The sequence below is a fragment of the Pseudomonas yamanorum genome (assembly GCF_013386765.1).
In the GTDB taxonomy this organism is placed as follows: domain Bacteria; phylum Pseudomonadota; class Gammaproteobacteria; order Pseudomonadales; family Pseudomonadaceae; genus Aquipseudomonas; species Aquipseudomonas yamanorum_A.
Genome location: NZ_JACARE010000015.1, coordinates 62,016 through 77,610 on the forward strand (window position 1 = coordinate 62,016; position 15,595 = coordinate 77,610).

Annotated in this window: 12 protein-coding genes; 4 read left to right on the top strand and 8 right to left on the bottom strand. The window is 62.2% G+C overall.

What is annotated here, in order from left to right:
* Positions 1-305 precede the first annotated feature (305 nt).
* Genes HX875_RS10650 through HX875_RS10660 form a run of 3 tightly spaced genes read left to right on the top strand, consistent with a single transcriptional unit; the run spans position 306 to position 3,277 of the window.
* A complete protein-coding gene (locus HX875_RS10650; RefSeq protein ID WP_177043156.1) occupies positions 306-2,417 on the top strand; it encodes a putative bifunctional diguanylate cyclase/phosphodiesterase in 2,112 nt (703 codons plus the stop codon).
* A gap of 43 nt (positions 2,418-2,460) precedes the next feature.
* A complete protein-coding gene (locus HX875_RS10655; protein WP_010167569.1) occupies positions 2,461-2,961 on the top strand; it encodes a M48 metallopeptidase family protein in 501 nt (166 codons plus the stop codon).
* 19 nt (positions 2,962-2,980) lie between these two features.
* Positions 2,981-3,277, top strand: coding sequence for a winged helix-turn-helix domain-containing protein (locus HX875_RS10660; protein ID WP_177043157.1), 297 nt, complete (start codon positions 2,981-2,983; stop codon positions 3,275-3,277).
* 97 nt (positions 3,278-3,374) lie between these two features.
* On the opposite strand, the gene HX875_RS10665 is transcribed toward HX875_RS10660, so the two are convergent.
* Positions 3,375-3,827, bottom strand: a complete 453-nt coding sequence (locus HX875_RS10665; protein WP_177043158.1) for a GNAT family N-acetyltransferase — start codon at positions 3,825-3,827, stop codon at positions 3,375-3,377.
* Between the two features lie 220 nt (positions 3,828-4,047).
* Here HX875_RS10665 and HX875_RS10670 point away from each other — a divergent pair, with 220 nt between their 5' ends.
* Complete coding sequence (locus HX875_RS10670) at positions 4,048-4,785, top strand: substrate-binding periplasmic protein (RefSeq protein ID WP_177043159.1); 738 nt, start codon at positions 4,048-4,050, stop codon at positions 4,783-4,785.
* Between the two features lie 105 nt (positions 4,786-4,890).
* Here HX875_RS10670 and yccS read toward each other — a convergent pair whose 3' ends face one another.
* The 7 genes from yccS to HX875_RS10705 form a co-directional block, all read right to left on the bottom strand.
* Positions 4,891-7,074 (bottom strand): YccS family putative transporter, encoded by a 2,184-nt coding sequence (gene yccS, locus HX875_RS10675; protein WP_177043160.1) that lies wholly within the window; start codon positions 7,072-7,074, stop codon positions 4,891-4,893.
* 238 nt (positions 7,075-7,312) lie between these two features.
* Entirely contained in the window at positions 7,313-8,491 is a 1,179-nt protein-coding gene (locus tag HX875_RS10680) for an NAD(P)/FAD-dependent oxidoreductase (RefSeq protein ID WP_177043161.1), read from the bottom strand.
* A 163-nt stretch (positions 8,492-8,654) separates the two neighbouring features.
* Positions 8,655-9,992 carry an ATP-dependent RNA helicase DbpA gene (dbpA, locus tag HX875_RS10685; RefSeq protein ID WP_237151081.1) on the bottom strand — a complete coding sequence of 446 codons (1,338 nt, stop codon included), beginning with the start codon at positions 9,990-9,992 and terminating at the stop codon, positions 8,655-8,657.
* A 130-nt stretch (positions 9,993-10,122) separates the two neighbouring features.
* The gene (mdtD, locus tag HX875_RS10690) at positions 10,123-11,550 is read right to left on the bottom strand and encodes a multidrug transporter subunit MdtD (protein WP_177043162.1); all 1,428 of its coding nucleotides are present in this window, start codon (positions 11,548-11,550) and stop codon (positions 10,123-10,125) included.
* Positions 11,551-11,588: 38 nt separating this feature from the next.
* On the bottom strand, positions 11,589-12,479 hold the full coding sequence (locus HX875_RS10695; RefSeq protein WP_177043163.1) for an alpha/beta fold hydrolase: 891 nt from the start codon (positions 12,477-12,479) through the stop codon (positions 11,589-11,591).
* A gap of 314 nt (positions 12,480-12,793) precedes the next feature.
* A complete protein-coding gene (locus HX875_RS10700) occupies positions 12,794-14,110 on the bottom strand; it encodes a TldD/PmbA family protein (protein ID WP_177043164.1) in 1,317 nt (438 codons plus the stop codon).
* Positions 14,110-15,552: a TldD/PmbA family protein gene (locus HX875_RS10705; protein ID WP_177043165.1), complete on the bottom strand. Its 1,443-nt coding sequence runs from the start codon at positions 15,550-15,552 to the stop codon at positions 14,110-14,112. The genes HX875_RS10700 and HX875_RS10705 overlap by 1 nt, the downstream gene beginning before the upstream one ends.
* Between the last annotated feature and the right edge of the window lie 43 nt (positions 15,553-15,595).

Genomic DNA, 15,595 nt, shown 5'->3' on the forward strand with positions numbered 1-15,595 from the left:
AAGCGCCTTAAACAGGGAGAGAAGGTTGCGGCTCGAGAGCTGGCACTTTCTTTATAGGTGGCTGGAAATGGATTGTTAATGATTTTGTGGCGGTTTGTTGGCGCCAGGTAAATGTCAAAAAGCCATGTTTCCCGTAAATCGCGGGCTGTAGACACCGACCGTTAGTCGGTTGCCTGAACTTTGGCGTCATGATGGCACCGTCATGGCTTCTGCTTTAAGGGATCCGGGGCTAGAGTGAGTCCTTATTGTTTATCCGGTTTTGTCGCAAAAATGACCGGAGTGACGCCGACGACAGAGAAGCAGCAATGGAATGCGCTCCAATCAAGCCCCGCGATGGTTGTTCAGTGCTTTTGGTGGTCGATGACTATCCCGAAAACCTGATCAGCATGCGTGCGCTATTGCAGCGTGAAGACTGGTATGTGGTAACCGCAGCGTCCGGGGTTGAAGCCCTGGGATTGCTGCTGGAGCATGACGTCGACCTGGTGTTGCTGGATGTGATGATGCCCGGCATGGACGGGTTCGAGGTGGCCCGCCTGATGCGGGGCAGCCAGCGCACGCAGATGACCCCGATCATCTTTCTCAGCGCCCACGCCCAGTCGCCGGCGGCGATGCTGGAGGGCTATGCCAGCGGCGCCATCGACTATCTGCTCAAACCCTTCGACCCCAATATCCTCAAGCCCAAGGTCCATGCCCTGCTGGAGCACCAGCGCAACCGCCGTGCCTTGCAGCGCTTGAGCCATGACCTGGAGTCGGCCCGGGCCTTCAATGCCTCGGTGCTGGACAACGCCGCCGAAGGCATCCTGGTGGTGGGCGAAGACGGAGTGATCAGCTACGCCAACCCGGCCATTTCGCGTTTGCTGAATGCGCCGGTGGCGCAGATTCAGGGCGCCGAGTTCCTTGGGTTCCTGCAAAAACCCCATGTGCCCGGCTGGGCCGACTCGGCCTTGTATGAAGGCTACAAGCGCGGCGAAACCTGGCGCCTGCACGATGCGATCCTGCGCACCGCGCCGGGCCAGCAACTGCCGGTGGCCATGTCGTGCGCGCCGTTGCCGGCCGAGCAGAAAGCCATGGTGGTCACCGTGCTGGACATGTCCGAGGTGCGCCACCTGCATCAGCAGCTGGAGTTCCAGGCGGTCACCGACCCGCTGACCGGCCTGCTCAACCGGCGTGGGTTTCACCAGGCGGTAGACAATGTGCTGTTGCGCAGTGAGCGTAACGAGCAGTCGCTGGTGCTGCTGTACCTGGACCTGGACGGGTTCAAGCGGGTCAACGATTCCCTGGGGCACGACGCCGGTGACCGGGTGTTGCGCTGGGTCTCGGAGCAGTTGAAGGCGTGCCTGCGTTCCTACGACATTCTCGGGCGCATGGGCGGCGATGAATTCACCGCACTGCTGGAGCTGGAATTTCCGGAGCAGGCGGCGAAAATTGCGGAAAAACTGATCGAACGGGTGTCGATCTGTCAGCAGGTGGACGGCCTGGATGTGATGCTCGGCGTCAGTATCGGCATCGCCACCTTCCCGGACTGCGGCTCGGACCTCAATGGCCTGCTGCGGGCGGCGGACGTCGCCATGTACGAAGCCAAGCGCGCCGGGCGTCAGCAATATCGTTATTACGATCAGGAAATGAATGGCCGGGCCCGCTCGCGGCTGATGCTCGAAGACAGCGTGCGCAGCGCCATCGAGAGCAAGGATTTCACCCTGGTGTACCAGCCGCAGGTGTCGTTGCACGACGGCCATCTGCGGGGCGTGGAGGCGCTGTTGCGCTGGCAGCATCCGAGTGTCGGCGATGTGCCGCCGGGGCTGTTTTTGCCGTTGCTGGAAGAGGCGCGGCTGATCAGTCAGTTGAGCACCTGGATCTACCAGCAGGTGGCCGCCCAGCGGCAGGCATGGAAGGCCGTGTTCAGTGATGAATTGGTGCTGAGCGTGAGCTTGAGCAGCAGCCAGTTCAACATGCCGAACCTGGCTGGCCAGCTGCAGCAGGTGCTGGAGCGACATGGGCTGCAAGGCCGCCAGCTTGAGGTGGAGGTCAGCGAAGAAAGCCTGATGCACAACCTGGAAGAGTCCACCAAGCAGCTCAAGCTGTTGCGCCAGGCCGGCGTGCGGATTGCCCTCGATGATTTCGGCGCGGGCAACTGCTCCCTGGCCCACCTGCGGGACCTGGAGTTCGACACCCTCAAGCTCGACCCCAAGCTGATTGCACGGCTGCCCGGCTCTTCCCGGGATGCGGCGATGGCGAAGAGCATTATCGAACTCTGCCGGCATTTCGACCTGTTGGTGATTGCCGAGGGCGTCGAGACCCAGGAGCAGGCGCAATGGCTCAAAGCCAACGGCTGTCAGTTCATCCAGGGACCGCAGGTGGCGCCGCCGTTGATGGCCGATGAAATCGCCAACTGGCGCCTGCGCGCAGCGCTACGCTGAATTCGCTACACTGGCGCCTATTCAAATACCCGTTGTTGACCCCATGACCGCGCTGAAATACCTCCAGGCCTACCCCGCAGCATTGCAGGAACAAGTGCGCCAGTTGATTGCCAAGGACCAACTGGGCGACTACCTGACGCAGCGCTACCCTGAACGGCACGGCGTGCAGAGCGACAAAGCCCTGTACAGCTACGCCCAGGCCCTGAAGCAGGAACACCTGCGCAACGCGCCGGCCATCGACAAAGTGTTGTTCGATAACCGCCTGGACCTGACCCACCGCGCCCTTGGCCTGCACACCACCATCTCCCGGGTGCAGGGGGGCAACCTCAAGTCGAAGAAAGAAATCCGCATCGCCTCGCTGTTCAAGGAAGCCGCGCCGGAGTTTCTGCGGATGATCGTGGTCCACGAACTGGCGCACTTCAAGGAATCGGACCACAACAAGGCGTTCTACAAACTCTGTGAATACATGTTGCCGGGCTACCATCAGGTGGAATTCGACCTGCGGGTGTACCTGACCTGGCGGGACCTGCAGGGCAAGCCCTGACCTTCAAAGGCGATCGAGCATGGATGTGAGCAAGACCAAAAGCAGCTTCTACCGGCGCCTGTACGTGGCGTACCTGATCGACAGCCAGTTGGCCAGCAGCGTCCCGGCGCTGACCGAGGCCACGGGCATGCCTCGGCGCACCGCCCAGGACACGATTGCGGCGTTGGCGGACCTGGACATTGTGTGTGAGTTTGAACAGGAAGATGGCGCTCGCAATCATGCCGGGCGCTATCGGATTCGTGATTGGGGCGCAATTGATCGGCGCTGGATCGAGGCGAACCTGGCGAGCATTAAACAGGTGTTGGGTTACCCCTGAGACACCGGTTGCCTGTCCCGACGCCATCGCGGGCAAGCCCGGCTCCCACAGTTGATCGAGTGCTTATGTGGGAGCCGGGCTTGCCCGCGATGGCGTTCTAAGCGCGGCGCATGCCTATATGTGGAATGTCATCCTCAAGGTACTCCTCACCCGCCACCACAAACCCGTACCGCCCGTAATAACCCTGCAGATGCGCCTGGGCCGACAGATAGATCGGCACCTCAGGCCATTGCTTCTCGGCCTGCCGGAGGGCCTCATCCATCATCTGGTGGCCCAGCCCGGTGCCCCGTGCGCCCGGCGCGACAATCACCCGGCCAATCACCACATCGCCGCCCTGTGATTCAGGGTCAAGCAGGCGCAGGTAGGCTTGCAACTGACCGTCATCCCAGGCCATCAGGTGATGGGTGTCACCGTCCAGGTCCTGGCCATCGATGTCCTGGTACACGCATTTCTGCTCGACGACGAAGACCTCCGAACGCAGGCGCAAAATGGCGTAGAGCTGCTCCTTGCCCAGGTCACTGTGGTGTTTGCAGACCCATTCGACTGTCATGGTGTTCTCTCGGCTAATTGTCTGCTCAGGATAGTAAGCGTGCAGGCGACGAGTGTCTAAATTGCGATTTTTTGTGAGTGGCGTCAATTTGCCATCATTCAGTGCATTCGCGGCTGTCTTCTTTGTGTAATCTGCAGGGCAGGCTCATTGATGAGCTACTGTTAAATCCTCGGGTTTGCCCCCGGGGTCAGGCCATAGAATGCCCGCCAAGGACTTGAGCATGCCGCGATTTTCTCGTGCCGTTGCTTTGATCGGTTTGTTGTTGCTGGCCCAGACGGCGGCGGCAGAACGCTTGCGCCTGGTGGCGGATGCCTGGCCGCCGTTTACTGACTCCACCCTGGTCAATGGCGGGTTGGCCACCGACATCGTGACCACCGCCCTGGCCCGCGCCGGCTACGCCAGTGAGTTTGAACAGGTGCCTTGGGCCCGGGCGCTGATGGGCGTGGGCGATGGGCGGTACGATGTGCTGGTCAATGCCTGGTACGACGATGCGCGTACGCAATTGGGGCAGTTTTCTGACGAGTATCTGCTCAACCGGGTGTTGTTTCTGAAGCGCCGTGACGATTCCATCGAGTACCAAAACCTGCAGCAACTCCACGACTACCCCATCGCAGTGGTGCGCGGTTACGCCTACTCGGCGGCGTTCGATGCCGATCCGCAATTGCAGAAAGTCCCGGTGCATAACTTCGCCATGGCCGTGCGCATGCTGGCGGCGCAGCGGGTGCGGTTGACGGTGGAGGATGAGTTCGTTGCCCGCTACTACCTGGCTCGGGAATCGGCCACCGTGCGCAATGCGGTGGAGTTCTTGCCGGTGCCGCTGAGCGAAAACAGCCTGCACATTCTGGTCAGCCTGAAAAATCCCCGGCATGAGGAGATTGTTGCCGGGTTTGATCGGGAGATTGTCAGGATGAAGGCGGATGGCAGTTATGCGCGGTTGATGAAGCAGCATGGGATGTAGTGAGGCTAATGTCCCCATCGCGGGCAAGCCCGGCTCCCACAGTTGGCCGCACTTCAAAGGTGGAACTCGGTCAACTGTGGGAGCTGGCTTGCCTGCGATAGCGATTCAGGCCTCGCTGGTGTCTTTGATCAGGTGAGCCGCCAAGGTGCGCAACGGCCCCAGCTGCCGGCAGATCAACGCCAATTGCGTCTGCACCAACCGTTGCCCCTCATCAATCTCATCCGGCATCTGCTCCAGCTCTACCGCCAACGCTTCCTCCGCATCACTCTGGATCGCGATCGGCTGCTTGTTGGCCAGCCCCGTGGCGATCTCGTCGATGCTCGCCGCCAGCGTCTTGCCCGCACCTTCGATCAAGTGCTCGCGCATCTCGGCCGGCAGCTGGGTTTCCCGGTGTGCACCGAGCCCCGACAGGTAGCTGAGCAGCGTGTGTGACAGCACCAGGAACCTGAACCCCACGTCCGCCTCCTTACGGAAGTGCCCCGGCTCCATCAACATGTTCGCCAGGGTGGTGGACAGCGCCGCATCGGCGTTGTGGGCGTTGCGCCGGGCCAGGCGGTAAGCCAGGTCGTCGCTTTTGCCGGCGGCGTACTGCTGCATGATCTGGCGCAGGTAGATGCTGTTGCAGGTCAGGGTGTTGGCCAGCACCTTGTTCAGGCGTCGACCTTGCCAGTCCGGCAGGAACAGGAACACCGCCAGCCCGGCGATCAGGCTGCCCAGCAAGGTATCGAACAGCCGCGGCAGGAACAGCCCGTAGCCGTCGCCCACCTGGTTGAAGCAGAACAGCACCATCAGCGTGATCGCCGCGGTCGCCAGGGTGTAGCGGGTGGTGCGGTTGATAAAGAACACCAGGCCGGCGGCGATGGCGAACATCGACTGGATCAGCGGGTTGGGGAACAGGTCGAACAGCGCCCAGGCGATGGTCAGGCCGATGGCGGTGCCGATGATCCGCTGGCCCAGCTTGCGCCGGGTGGCGCCGTAGTTCGGCTGGCACACGAACAGCGTGGTGAGAATGATCCAGTAGCCCTGGGACGGGTGGATCAAGTGCACCATCCAGTAGCCGATACTCAGCGCCAGGGGCAGACGCAGGGCGTGGCGGAACAGCAAGGACGTCGGCGTCAGCTGCGTGCGCAGGCGTGTCCACATTTCCTTGAGGTTGCGCGGTGCACGGTCCAGCAGGCTGCTGTCGGTGGCATCGGCCAGGCTGTCGGGGTTGGCGGCGTCGCCCAGCAGGCGGTCCAGGGTCGAGAGGTTGGCCGCCAGGGCGCGCAGGGAGCGCAGCAGGCCGCGCCAGGCCGGGTTGCTCTGGATGCGCAGGTGTTCCAGGGAGGCATTCAGGTCGCCCAGGGCTTCGGCGAAGCTGTCGTCATAGACGAACGGCTGGCGCAGCTGGATCGATTCGGCGAGGGTCTGGCAGGCTTTGCCTTGCTGGCGCAGCAGGCGCTGGCAGCGGAACAGCACGTCGCTGTGGAAGAAGGCTTCGGCGAGGGCGTTGTAAGGGTAGTGCGAGGAGCTGGCGCGTTCGTGGATGTCCTGGGCCAGGAAGTACAGCTTGAGGTAGCGGCTGACCTTGGAGCCCGGGCGGCCATTGCCGACGCGGTGCAGGATGATTTCCTTGGCGGCGTTCAGCGCCGCCACCACCCGGCCGTTTTGCTGGGCCAGTTCCAGGCGCCGCGCTTCCACATCCAGCTGGCGGATCGGCTCGAACAGCGACGACTTGAGCTTGAGGTAACGCCCCAGCTCGCGAAACAGCCGTGCCAGGCTCTGCTGCACCGGCTGGTTGGAAAACAATACCTGCCACAACACCGAGAGCGCGCCGTACCAGGCAGCACCGGCCACCAGCAGCAAGGGTTCATGCCAGAAGTCGGTAACGGCGCCACCGCGCTGGTCCACGCCGATCATGGTGTAGACCGACAGAATCAGGGTGGCCGAAGCAATCGCCCCATAGCGCTCGCCCAGCGCGCCGAGCATGGTCAGGCCGAAGCTTGAGAGCGCCAGGAAAATCGCGAAGATCCATGGGTAGGGGAACAGCAGTTCGACGGACAGCGCGGCGGTGCTGAAGCACACCAGCGTCACGGCGAGGGCGTTGAGGCGGCCTTGCCAGTTGTCATCGGTCTCGGCCAGTGCGCTGGCGATAATCCCCAGGAACAACGGGATCAGCAGCGCCATTTCATTCTGGTACCAGCACAGCGCCATGCTGCCGGTCAGGGCGATGAATACCCGTACGCTGTAACTGAACTTATCCAGTGCCCAAAGGCGCCGCATGGACTGCTTGAAGGAGGTCGATGACATGAAGTCTGGGGTCTTCCGGGACGATGTCGCTAAATTGAGCCAGTAATGACGCCACGGCAAGCGTGGCGATCACATCCAACAGCAAAATTTATTACAGGCATTCTCTCAAGAACACCCCAAACCAATGTGGGAGCTGGCTTGCCTGCGATGGCGGTGTGTCAGTCAATCAAGATGTTGAAGGTGCCGGCCTCATCGCAGGCAAGCCAGCTCCCACAGTTTGACCGAGTACATCCTTGAATCAGGCAAATTGTGCCGCGGCATACCCGGAAGCCCACGCCCACTGGAAGTTGAACCCACCCAGGTGACCGGTCACATCCAACACTTCCCCGATAAAGTACAAACCGGGGCTTTTCAGGGATTCCATGGTCTTGGACGAAACTTCCCGCGTGTCCACCCCACCCAGGGTGACCTCGGCGGTGCGATAGCCTTCGGTGCCCGCCGGTACCAGCTGCCAACTCCCCAGTTTGCCGGCGATGTCGGCAATCTCGGCGTGGGTGTACTGCTTCATCGGCTTGGAAACGAACCAGGTTTCGGCCAGCAGGTTGGCCATCTTCTTGGTGAAAATCTCGCCCAGCAGGGTTTTCAGCTCGCTGTTCGGGCGCTCCACCTGTTGCTCCTGCAGCCAGGCGTGGGCGTCGTGGTCGGGCAGCAGGTTGATTTCCACGGTGTCGCCGGGTTCCCAGTACGAGGAAATCTGCAAGATCGCCGGCCCGCTCAGGCCGCGGTGGGTAAACAGGATGTTCTCGCGAAAGCTCTGGTCGTTGCAGCTCACCAGGCAGTCCACGGACGTGCCGGACAGCTCGCCGCACAATTCCTTGAGCTGATCGGTGATGGTGAACGGCACCAGCCCGGCGCGGGTGGGCAGCAGTTCATGGCCGAACTGTTTGGCGACCTGGTAACCAAACCCGGTGGCGCCCAGGGTCGGAATGGACAGGCCGCCCGTGGCGATCACCAGCGACTCGCAGCGTAATTCCCCCAGTGTGGTTTGCAGCTGATAGCTGCTGTCGACCTTGGCAATCTCCTGCACCGAGGTGTCCAGGTGCATGCTCACGCCCACCTGGATGCACTCATCCAGCAGCATCCCGAGGATGTCGCTGGACTTGTTGTCGCAGAACAGCTGGCCGAGCTTTTTCTCGTGGTACGGCACGCCGTGCTTGGCCACCAGCCCGATGAAATCCCACTGGGTGTAGCGGGCCAGGGCGGACTTGCAGAAGTGCGCGTTGTGGGACAGGAAGTTGGCCGGCTCGGTGTACATATTGGTGAAATTGCAGCGGCCACCGCCGGACATCAGGATTTTTTTGCCGGCCTTGTTCGCGTGGTCGATCAGCATCACCTTGCGCCCACGCCCGGCGGCGGTCAGCGCGCACATCAAGCCTGCGGCGCCGGCGCCAATGATCACAACTTCGGTCGAACGCACAGCAATGTCCTCAAAAAAATACTGATCTGAAATGCAATCAAATGTGGGAGCTGGCTTGCCTGCGATGCAGCCGACTCGGTCTGTCTGTCAGACCGAGTTGATGCTATCGCAGGCAAGCCAGCTCCCACATTGATTCGGTTCCTTCAACAGGAACGCGGTGTTTTTACAGGATGCGCACGCGCAACGAACGGCCTTTGATCTTGCCGTCATTCAAACGCTGCAGCGCCTGCTTGGCGATCCCGCGTTCCACGGCCACGAACGCCTGGAAATCAAAGATCGCGATCTTGCCGACCTGGGCACCGGGAATCCCGGCGTCACCGGTCAATGCGCCAAGGATGTCACCCGGGCGAACCTTGTCTTTACGGCCAGCGGCAATGCACAGGGTGCTCATCACCGGCAGCAACGGGCCGCCGCTCTGAGGCTTGAGGTTGTCCAACTGGTCCCAGTTCAGCGGCGATTTCTGCAACTGCTCGATGGCCTGGGCGCGGTGGGCTTCGGACGGTGCAACCAGGCTGATAGCGATGCCGGTCTCACCGGCACGGCCGGTACGGCCCACGCGGTGGATGTGGATTTCCGAGTCGCGGGCCAGTTCGACGTTGATCACCATGTCCAGTGCATCAATGTCCAAGCCACGGGCGGCCACGTCGGTGGCGACCAGTACCGAAGTACTGCGGTTGGCGAACATCGCCAGCACCTGGTCACGGTCGCGCTGTTCCAGGTCGCCATGCAGGCCGACAGCGGAAATGCCCTTGGCGGTCAGGTGGTCGACGGTTTCCTGCACTTGCTGCTTGGTAAAGCAGAAGGCTACGCAGGAAGCCGGACGAAAATGCGCCAGGACCTTGGTCACCGCGTCCATGCGCTCTTCCGGGGAAATCTCGTAGAAGCGCTGCTCGATCTGGTCGTCCGAGTGGAACGCTTCGGCCTTGACCTGTTGTGGCGCGCGCATGAATTTCGAGGCCAGCTGCTTGATGCTCACCGGGTAGGTGGCCGAGAACAGCAGGGTCTGGCGGCGGGCCGGGGTCTTGCTGATGATGTCTTCGATGGCGTCGTAGAAACCCATGTCGAGCATGCGGTCGGCTTCATCGAGGATCAGCGTGTTCAAACCGTCCAGAACCAGCGAACCCTTGCGCAAATGCTGCTGGATGCGGCCCGGGGTGCCGACGATGACGTGGGCACCGTGTTCCAGGGAAGCGATCTGCGGGCCGAGGGACACGCCGCCGCACAGGGTCAGAACCTTGATGTTGTCTTCGGCACGGGCCAGGCGGCGGATTTCCTTGGCGACCTGGTCGGCCAGCTCGCGGGTCGGGCACATCACCAGAGCCTGGCAGCCGAAGTAGCGTGGGTTGATCGGGTTCAACAGGCCGATACCGAAGGCGGCGGTCTTGCCGCTGCCGGTCTTGGCCTGGGCAATCAGGTCCAGCCCTTTGAGGATCACCGGCAAGCTTTGCGCCTGGATCTGCGTCATCTCGACATAACCCAGCGAGTCGAGGTTAGCCAGCATGGCGGCGGACAGGGGCAAAGTATTAAAAGCGGTGGCGATGGTAGTCACGGGACTGGCTCTGCAAAACAAAATGTCGCGCAGTGTACCAGTCCCGAAGGATTTTCCCCGCAAGTTCTAGACGAGAAGCCTGTTAATGCTCGATGTCGTGCTCGCGGCTGACCACCCGTTTGCCGTCTTTTGGCGACAGTTGCAGGAAGATCGCCGCCGCCAGCATCGCCATGATGCCTACAGTGACGAAGGTCAGCTGGAACGCACCGAGCACGGTGTCGACCCCGTCGTTGCCCACTTCGGCGGTAAAACCACCCAGCAGTGCACCGGCGCAGGCCACGCCCAGGCTCAGGGACAACTGCGCCACCACCGACAGCAAACTGTTGCCACTGCTCGCTTGGGCGTCGTCGAGGTCGATCAGGGTCACGGTGTTCATCGCGGTAAATTGCAGCGAGTTGATCGCCCCCAGGATCGCCAGCATGCCGAGCAGCAACGGGTAGGGCGTGTGTTCGCTGACCAGGCCCATGCTCGCCAGCATGATGCCCAGCGCCAGGGTGTTGCCGGTGAGCACTACGCGGTAGCCCAGGCGCTCGATCAGCGGCCGGGCGATGGACTTGGCAAACATCGCCGCCGCCGCCAGGGGCAGCATGCTCATCCCGGCTTCCGACGGTGAGTAACCCAGCGCCACCTGCAACAGCAGCGGCACCAGGAACGGCAGGGCGCCGCTGCCCAGGCGGGCGAACAGGTTGCCGAGGATGCCCACGGCAAAGGTCCGGGTCTTGAACAGCACCGGCGAGAACAGCGGGTTATCGATATGCCCGGCTCGCAGCCAATACGCCGCCAGGCACGCCAGGCCGCCGAACAGCAGCAACATCACGCGCAGGTGCGGCAGGTGCAATTCGCCCAGGCCCTCCATGGCGATGGTGATCAGCACCATCGCCGCGCCGAACAGCAGGAAGCCCACGCCATCGAACCGCGTGCGCTCGCTGCCCCGCAGGTCGGGGATGAATTTCCACACGGCGTAGCAGCCGATGATGCCCACCGGCAGGTTGATCAGGAAGATCCAGTGCCAGGTCAGGTATTGCACCATCCAGCCGCCCATGGTCGGGCCGAGCAACGGGCCGAGCAGCCCGGGAATGGTGATGAAGCCCATGATCCGCACCAGCTCCGAACGCGGGTAGGCGCGCAGCACCACCAGCCTGCCCACCGGCAACATCAAGGCGCCGCCCAGGCCCTGGATGACCCGGGCGCCCACCAGCATGGTCAGCGTGCTGGAGAGTGCGCAGAGCAATGAGCCGATGCTGAACAGCATGATCGCGCCGAAGAAAATCTTCTTGGTGCCGAAGCGATCGGCCACCCAGCCCGAGGCGGGAATCAGCAAGGCCACCGTCAACATGTAGGCGATCACCACGCCTTGCATGCGCAAGGGGTTCTCCGCCAGGTCTCGGGCCATGGCCGGCAATGCAGTGTTGAGAATCGTCCCATCCAGCGACTGCATGAAGAAGGCAATCGCTACCACCCAGGGTAGCCAGCGGGCGGTCTTGGCATCGAGAGGGGTGCGATTCGGCATGAGTTACCTTTTTTTGTTAGCAGCCTATGTGTCGGCGATTATGCGCCATCGGCAGCTCCTTTTCCCACTGGCGCTTCGTCTATATCCGACAACGCCACGTCTTTCCCCACCAGGAAGTCGAGCAGCGCCCGGTGCACTGCCAGGGCCGCTTCGCGGGATTCCAGGTCGAGCAAATGGCCGGTGTGTTCGGCGGTGGCGAAGCTGCTGCGGCCCACGTATTTTTTGAACAGTTGGGCTTCATCTGCCGGGGTGTACTCGTCCAGTACGCCGTTGAGGAAGTGCACCGGGGTTTCGATCTGGCTCAGTTGCGGCAGGTAGTTGCCGTCACCGAGGGCCAGCACCTGGTGGATATGGAAGCGTGCCTGGCGATACTCGGTGGTGGCCATGGTCGACAGGTGCCGGTGGTTGTTGCGCTTGAGCCGGGGCGACAGGTATTTGCCCACGGTTTCATTCAGCAGATGGCCGACGGCGGATTTGTCATCGGCCTCGATCAGCACGCGCACCCGTTCTACGTATTCGAGCATGGCCTGGTTGAGGTTGGGCGCCAGCGCCATCACCACCGAGCTTTCAATGGACGGCGGGTTATGGGCCAGGGTCAGCAGCGTGGAAATCCCGCCCCACGAGGCAGATACCAGGTGGTTGACCTGAAAGCGCTCCACCAGTGCCCGCAGGATCTGCACTTCATCGTCCTTGGTCACAAGGTCCAGGTCGGTGTTGTACGGGCGCGAATAGCCGGAGAACGGCAGGTCGAACATCAGCACATTGAAGTGCTCCGACAGGCACTTGCTGGTGCGCGCGAACGAGCGGGTGGTGGACAGCGCGCCATTGACCAACAGCACGGTTTTTTTCTCTGGGTTGTTACCAAGCTGCTCTACGTGAACGTTGTAGTGCTTGAACAGCTTCTCAATGACAAAACTTCCATGGTTCATGTCAACGCTCCAGCTTGCCCTATCCCGGGCAAGGTCATGCATCACTTGCGTGCAAGTGGGTTGAGGACGGCGGGGTGTTGTTTGAGTTTTTTTACCGCGCGGACGTGGCTAGGTGCCACCAACCTTTATAACGAGGTTTTTGATGGGCCACAACGGGGTGGCGCAGGAAGAGAGGGATCGCAGGTGGAGAATGGATTCAGCTGTAGGAGGCGTCGTGCGTAGCAGCTGTCGAGCGCAAGCGAGGCTGCGTCCGCGGTGTGTCTGATACACCGCGGACGCAGCCTCGCTTGCGCTCGACAGCTGCTACGTATGAGTTAAAGGGTCAGGGTCAGCCGTTTTACCAAGGCGCCCGGTAATAGGTTGGACGAGGTATTGCGCTGGCTATACGTACTCGCCGACAACAGCAATTCCCGATCAGCGGTCAATGCCTCCAACTGCGAACCCAGCAGGCTGTACACGCTGTCATCAAAACGCATGGTGCTCACCGGTGCCTTGATCTCGCCGTCTTCGACCCAGAACGTGGCGAAGCGGGTCATGCCCGTCAGGCGCGCGGCGGGCTGGTCGGAGTAGTTCAGGTACCACAGGTTGCTGATGTACAGGCCGGTGCCCAACTGCTTGAGGATATCGGCCTGGGCCAGGTTGCCGGCCGCCATCTGCAACGCGCTTGGGGATTCATCGCTGCTGGCGCCGTTGGTGCTTAAGCCGTATTCGGCGGCGCTGCGGGAATTCACCAGTTGGCCTTCGGCCTTGCCGCCGCTGATCAGCTTCACGTCACTGCGCGGATAACCGTCACGGGAAAATGCCGAACTCAGGGAGCCACTGACCTGTTCGTCCACCGTCACCAGCGGGCTCAACGCTTGATCGCCGGCATACAGGCGCTGCAGCGGGCTGCCCTTGCTGGCGATGGCCTGTGCGGAAAACCCGCCCCAGGTGAGCATGCTGATGATCTCTTCCATGGCCGCCGGCGCCAGGTAGGCGCGGTATTGCCCGGGTGCCAGCGGGTGCAGCGGGCGGCCGAGGAATTCCAGTTGCTCGCGGGCCTGCTGGAAACGCTGGGCGAAGGCCGCGCTGTCCCACTCGTTACCGGCGTAGCTGGCTTTTACCGCTTCGCCGTTGGCGTGGAACAGGCTGAAGTCGAAATTGAAGCTGTTGGCCTGGTGCCAACCGAAGGCGCCTGACGAACTGGCAAAGCCACGGCTGATAGGGCCGGCAGCGTAGAAGCCGACCATGTCCACACCTTCGGCGGCCTGGCTGATTGCTTCCAGCACCTGGGCCAGGTCCGGCAGCGGTCGGTCCTGCTGGTCCTTGTTTTGCCAGGCGTTGTGATTGAGCAGCAGGTACGGATCCTGGGGCAGCAACGGCAAGGTCTCGCGCAGTTGTTGCAGGCCGGCGGCCAGGCGCTGGCGGTCCAGCTCCGGCTCGCCCGCCAGGGTGATGCCGAGGTCGGCATGGCGCCCGCCGTCAATCAGCTTGAGGTTCACGCTGGCCTGCTGCACCTGGCCGGCCTGGCGTACTTTGCCGTGATTGAAACGCACGAACTCGGACGACTCTGCCGCGTAACCGAGGTGGAATTGTTCTGTCTCGGTGATGGCCTGCTTGAGCCAATCCACCAGCGCCTTGAATGTGTGCATCAGGCGTCTCCTCCAAATACATCAATGTTGCTGAATACGCAGGCCGGCGATGCATGGCCGACGCGGATCACCTGGTTGGGTTCGCCCTTGCCGCAGTTTGGCGTGCCCAGGACCCGCGAGGTACCGGCATCGCCCACGGCGCTGAGGTTGCGCCAGAACTGCGCAGAAATGGCGCGGTAGTTGGGGTTCTTCACCACGCCTTTGAGCTCGCCGTTTTCAATCAACTGGCCCCACTCGCAGCCGAACTGGAATTTGTTGCGCGCATCGTCAATCGACCAGGACCGATTGGTGGACATCAGGATGCCGTTCTCGATACCGCCAATCAGCTGCGCCATGCTCTGGTCGCCGGGCTCGATGTTGAGGTTGGCCATGCGGTCGATCGGCGCGCGGTTCCAGCTGCAGGCGCGGCTGTTGGCCACGCCTTGCATACCGGAGCGATATTGCGACAGTGCTCCGCCCAACGGTTTGAGCAACAGGCCTTCGCGAATCAGGAACTGCTTGGTGGCCTTGGTGCCGTCGTCGTCATGGCCGTAGCTGGCAAGCTGCTCGGGAATGTCCGGGTCGAAGGTCACGTTGAGCAGGCTGGAGCCGTATTGCAGGTGGCCGAAGTCGCTGGCTTTGACGAAGCTGGTGCCGGCGTAATTGCGCTCGTCGCCCAGGATGCGGTCCAGTTCCAGCGGGTGGCCGATGGATTCGTGGATCTGCAGGATCATCTGGTCGGGCATCAGCAGCAGGTCGCGCTGGCCGTTGGGCGTGTTGGGTGCCAACAGCAATTGCAGCGCGCTGTCGGCGACTTTCGGGGCCGCGCCCACCAGGCCGAAGCGGCTGATCACGTCAAAGCCGCCTTGCTGACCGAAGTTGGTGCCGCCCAGGGTGCGGGTCTGGCTGTCGTTGCCGTCGTAGGCGGTGACGTTGACGCCGGGGAATACAAAACGCTGGGCCTGGCGCAGTTCGGCGCCGGCGCTGTTGAGGTAGATCTGTTCGACGTGGGTGATGCCCAGGCTCACTTCCCAGTTCACCAGGCGCTCGTCCTTGGGCACGGCGGCGGATTCGGCGCCGAGCAGTTGGTAGCAATCGCTCAGGGACGGGAAGGGTTGGTCGAGGTTCGGCGACAGGTAGTCGGCGATGTCGCTGGACACCGGCTGGTCCCGCAGGTCGAGCAGGGCGTGGGGCAAGATCCGCCGAGCTTGCTGTTCGGCGCGCTCAAGGGCGGCTTGCAGGCCGGCCAGGGAAATATCGTGGGTGGCGGCGTAGGCTTCGACGCCGTTGAGGCGCACGGTGAGCATCACGCCTTCGTCCTGGCTCAGGCTGGGCGGCTCGGCGACATTCTTGCGTACCGACAGGTACTGGCCGGACTCGCGGACATAGCGCAGGGAAAAGAATTCGGCGGTGGTGCGCAGGGCACTGAACTGCTTTTTGAGTGTGGCGTGGTGGTCGAACATGGGGCCTTCCTTGTGGGCGGCTCGGCGCGGGCAGGCAAACAGA

Coding starts and splice junctions, on each gene's coding strand:
- HX875_RS10650 (WP_177043156.1), top strand. CDS start 306: ATGGAATGCGCTCCAATCAAGCCCCGCGATGGTTGTTCAGTGCTTTTG.
- HX875_RS10655 (WP_010167569.1), top strand. CDS start 2,461: ATGACCGCGCTGAAATACCTCCAGGCCTACCCCGCAGCATTGCAGGAA.
- HX875_RS10660 (WP_177043157.1), top strand. CDS start 2,981: ATGGATGTGAGCAAGACCAAAAGCAGCTTCTACCGGCGCCTGTACGTG.
- HX875_RS10665 (WP_177043158.1), bottom strand. CDS start 3,827: ATGACAGTCGAATGGGTCTGCAAACACCACAGTGACCTGGGCAAGGAG.
- HX875_RS10670 (WP_177043159.1), top strand. CDS start 4,048: ATGCCGCGATTTTCTCGTGCCGTTGCTTTGATCGGTTTGTTGTTGCTG.
- yccS (WP_177043160.1), bottom strand. CDS start 7,074: ATGTCATCGACCTCCTTCAAGCAGTCCATGCGGCGCCTTTGGGCACTG.
- dbpA (WP_237151081.1), bottom strand. CDS start 9,992: ATGCTGGCTAACCTCGACTCGCTGGGTTATGTCGAGATGACGCAGATC.
- mdtD (WP_177043162.1), bottom strand. CDS start 11,550: ATGCCGAATCGCACCCCTCTCGATGCCAAGACCGCCCGCTGGCTACCC.
- HX875_RS10695 (WP_177043163.1), bottom strand. CDS start 12,479: ATGAACCATGGAAGTTTTGTCATTGAGAAGCTGTTCAAGCACTACAAC.
- HX875_RS10700 (WP_177043164.1), bottom strand. CDS start 14,110: ATGCACACATTCAAGGCGCTGGTGGATTGGCTCAAGCAGGCCATCACC.
- HX875_RS10705 (WP_177043165.1), bottom strand. CDS start 15,552: ATGTTCGACCACCACGCCACACTCAAAAAGCAGTTCAGTGCCCTGCGC.